General features: G+C 47.6%; 5 protein-coding genes. All 5 read left to right on the top strand.

What is annotated here, in order from left to right:
• Window positions 1-346 precede the first annotated feature (346 nt).
• Window positions 347-541 (top strand): hypothetical protein, encoded by a 195-nt coding sequence (locus H6S82_RS22585; protein ID WP_190464928.1) that lies wholly within the window; start codon window positions 347-349, stop codon window positions 539-541.
• 131 nt (window positions 542-672) lie between these two features.
• Window positions 673-1,440, top strand: a complete 768-nt coding sequence (locus H6S82_RS22590; protein ID WP_190464929.1) for a ChaB family protein — start codon at window positions 673-675, stop codon at window positions 1,438-1,440.
• 106 nt (window positions 1,441-1,546) lie between these two features.
• Entirely contained in the window at window positions 1,547-1,714 is a 168-nt protein-coding gene (gene rd, locus H6S82_RS22595) for a rubredoxin (protein ID WP_190464930.1), read from the top strand.
• Between the two features lie 7 nt (window positions 1,715-1,721).
• Window positions 1,722-2,969 carry an aminoacetone oxidase family FAD-binding enzyme gene (locus H6S82_RS22600; protein ID WP_190464931.1) on the top strand — a complete coding sequence of 416 codons (1,248 nt, stop codon included), beginning with the start codon at window positions 1,722-1,724 and terminating at the stop codon, window positions 2,967-2,969.
• 27 nt (window positions 2,970-2,996) lie between these two features.
• Window positions 2,997-3,867 (top strand): UDP-3-O-(3-hydroxymyristoyl)glucosamine N-acyltransferase (gene lpxD / locus H6S82_RS22605; RefSeq protein ID WP_191056742.1); only part of this gene is annotated, 871 nt, incomplete at its 3' end.

Here is a 3,867-nt window from a genome sequence, read left to right on the forward strand (position 1 = left end):
TGAAAAATTAGTAGTATAAATTACAAACTCTCACACACGTAATTATACTTCTGTTTGTTTTTTTTATACATTCGAGTCAGTGTTTTTACTGCTTACTTTAGCAGGCTTAACAGGGGCCGATCGTCCACCACAAACCCGGTTTTTTAGAAAAACCGGGTTTGTCGAATCCGACTGTGAGGTCGCGACCCTTAAAATGTAAATTATGGCTCGCTTTGGCAACTTCAAGTGTCAGTGTAAATATAGCAACCGCTCTCGTCGATTAAGGCATTCTTAATTGCTCAAAGCCTTGATTCTAGAACCTTCTTCCCCGACGCCCTAGCCCCTAGCCCCTAGTCCCTAGCTATATATGAGTAACTCTCCTAACTTTGGCAATTGGCGATTTTCGTCTATTTTTGCGATATTTATCGGCTTAACCCTAGCAACTTGGGTACTGAGAGGATTTGAACTTATTACTTTTATTCCCAGCGGCGTCATCTGGGTGTTATTGCTGCTTTCCATCGCGATCGGCATCTTGAGTTATCTGCAAATGACAAGGTGGTAGTAGCTACAAACAGATGTAAATAAATATCTATCTTTGAGACAAGCGATCGATCGATCTTAGGAGCGATTCAACAGAGCGATCGTCTCAGTATTCTCCAAGAGGGAAGGTACAAAAGCTCAAGGAGTAGCATAATGGCAGCTGAATATACAGCAGAACGGACGATTTCAGCGGTATTTAAGCAAGAAGAACAGGTAGGCGATGTCGTGCAGCGTCTGCTCGATCGTGGCGTTTCCCGCGACCACATCTCAGTGATGGGCAAAAATTTCAAGTCCACCACCCGCATTGCCGGATTTATCTCTAAAAAAGATGTGATTTTAGGGGGACTGCGGACAGGCGGCATCTTTGGTTCCTTGTTTGGTTCCGTTCTGGCATTGCTGACAGGTATTGGCGCACTGTGGATTCCTTTTGTCGGCTGGGTTGTAGCCGCTGGGCCATTGGGTGCCGTGCTACTGGGGGCTGCTGGTGGCGCTCTTGCAGGTGCGAGCGGTGCTGGTTTGGTTTCCGCCCTCGTAGCGCTGGGAATGCCGGAAGATAAAGCAACCGTTTACCAAACTCGTCTGGAAGCTGGAGAATTTCTGGTTATGGCTGAAGTCCCAGCCAACAAATCCGGCGAAATTCAGCTGCTGATGCAAAGTGCTGGTGGCGAAGAAGTACATACCAACGAAGCGGCGCTACCTCGTCCTTGTTCGGGTCGTTGCAACAGCGCCAACGACTTATCTCCCGAAGTGCGATCGCATCTATCTGAAGACGCACAAAGAACATTTATCGATCGCTACAATACCGTCTTAGATCAAAGTAACGATCCGTTAAAAGCAGAACACGCAGCGTGGGAAACCATTCACCAGCAATACGAAGAAGATGAAAATGGTGTTTGGTCTAAACAGAAAATCGCTGTTTAGCAAGACAAGCACCGATCTTGGACTCATAAGCCAAAGAAAAGCTAAAGCCTCCGGAACTCAGTTTCTGGAGGCTTAGACTGTATAAAGATCGTGAGGAAAAAGCAAAATGGAAGAGTACATCTGCACAGTCTGCGGCTACGTCTACAAGCCCGGAGAAGGCGATCCAGATAGCGGCATCGAAGCCGGTACGCCCTTTGACTATATATCTGATAGTTGGGTTTGTCCCGTTTGCGGGGCAGCAAAAGACGACTTTGAACCATTGGAAGAGATCTAATTAATTTGTGTCCCAAGCATTGTTACAAGTTGTGGTAATAGGGGGTGGGGCAGCTGGCTTTTTTGCTGCCATTACCTGCGCCGAAGCACATCCACACTTCTCTGTCACCTTACTAGAAGCAGGTCGTGAATTCCTCACCAAAGTTCGCATTTCCGGTGGGGGTCGTTGCAACGTTACTCATGCCTGTTTCGATCCAGCCCAGTTAGTGCAAAATTATCCCAGAGGCGGCAAAGCTTTGCGGGGTGCTTTTACCAGGTTTCAACCCCGCGATACAATTACTTGGTTTGCGGCGCAAGGCGTCGAGCTGAAAACTGAATCGGATGGACGAATGTTTCCTGTCACCGATGATTCCGCAACTATCGTGGATTGTCTGATCGAAACTGCCAAAGCAGCTGGAGTCAAACTTCGTACCGGCGCGGTTGTTGTTTCAGTCAAGACTGTTGAGGAAAACTCGTCATCTAAATTTGAGGTTGAATTGAAATCGGGAGAAAGGTTAAAGTGCGATCGCCTCTTGCTTGCTACCGGCAGTAACTCAACAGGTTATCAAATTGCCAAAGCATTAGGACATCAAATTGAACCACCAGTTCCTTCCCTGTTTACCTTCACCATACTCGACCCCCAATTGCGCGATTTAGCTGGGGTAAGCTTAGATAACGTCCGCGTGCGATTGCAAATTAACGGTAAAACGGAATTTGAACAAATCGGGCCATTATTAGTCACCCATTGGGGTTTAAGTGGCCCAGCTATCCTCAAACTTTCCGCTTGGGGTGCCAGAGTATTGCACGAAAACCACTATCGCGCAACTTTGCAAATTAACTGGCTTCCCCAGTACAATCCAGAAAGCCTGCGTCAAATGCTCTTGGCAGTTAGGTCTCAGTTAGCGCGACGCCAAATTTCCAGCAGCTGTCCGGTACCCATCCCCCGTCGCCTTTGGGAGTATTTAGTCACCCGTGTGGATATCGGTACGGAGGATAAATGGGCTGGTTTATCTAATAAAGTACTCGATCGCTTAATTCAAGAACTTACTCAAGGTCAATACCAAGTTAATGGCAAAGGCGTTTTTAAAGAAGAATTTGTTACTTGTGGCGGCGTCAGTCTCAAAGAAGTAGACTTCAAAACTATGGAAAGCAAATCCTGTCCCGGTCTTTACTTTGCAGGAGAAATTCTGGATATCGACGGCGTAACCGGTGGCTTTAATTTCCAAAGTGCTTGGACAACCGCCCACTTAGCAGGTAATGCGATAGGTAGTTCATAATTGATAGTTCATTGCTTGTAGAAAATGATGAAATTTAGCGAAATCGTCCAAAAACTAGACGTGAATGCTAGCAATAGCCTGACTTCTAACCCAGATCTCAATCCAGAGATTGCGGGAGTGGCAGCAATAGAGGAGGCGACCCCTGGCAGCATAAGTTATATAGAAGGGGGAAAATTCGCGGCTTTTGTCGGAAAAACTGCTGCGAGCGCTTTGATTTTGCCAGCAGACGAAGCCTTACAGCAGCAAGCAACTGAACGGGGGATTGCCTGGATTGCCACAAAAGACCCAAGATTATTATTTGCCAAGACGATCGCACTTTTCTACAAACCTTTTCATCCCGCACCTGAAATTCATCCCGCAGCAGTCATTCATCCCTCAGCTGAAATTGGTAACGATGTTTACATTGGCCCCCACGCGGTCATCCAAGCAGGCGTAAAAATTGGCAACTACGTCTGCGTTCACCCCAATGTAGTAATTTACCCAGAAGTGCAGATCGGCGATCGCACCATCTTACACGCCAACTGTACCATCCACGAACGCGCCCGCATCGGTGCCAATTGCGTCATTCACAGCGGTGCTGTCATCGGTGCGGAAGGCTTTGGCTTTGTCCCCACACCGCATGGCTGGTTCAAAATGGAACAATCTGGCTGTACCGTACTGGAAGATGGTGTGGAAGTTGGCTGCAACAGCACGATCGATCGTCCCGCCGTAGGAGAAACTCGCATAGCACAAAACACGAAAATTGACAACCTCGTACAAATCGGTCACGGCTGTCAGGTAGGTTCTAACAGCGCTTTAGCCGCACAAGTCGGATTGGCTGGCGGAGTGAAAGTAGGAAATCGAGTTTTGCTAGCGGGACAAGTGGGAATTGCCAATCAAGCTAAGATTGGAGATGGTG

This window comes from Planktothrix sp. FACHB-1355, assembly GCF_014748295.1.
Classification (GTDB): domain Bacteria; phylum Cyanobacteriota; class Cyanobacteriia; order Cyanobacteriales; family Aerosakkonemataceae; genus Aerosakkonema; species Aerosakkonema funiforme_A.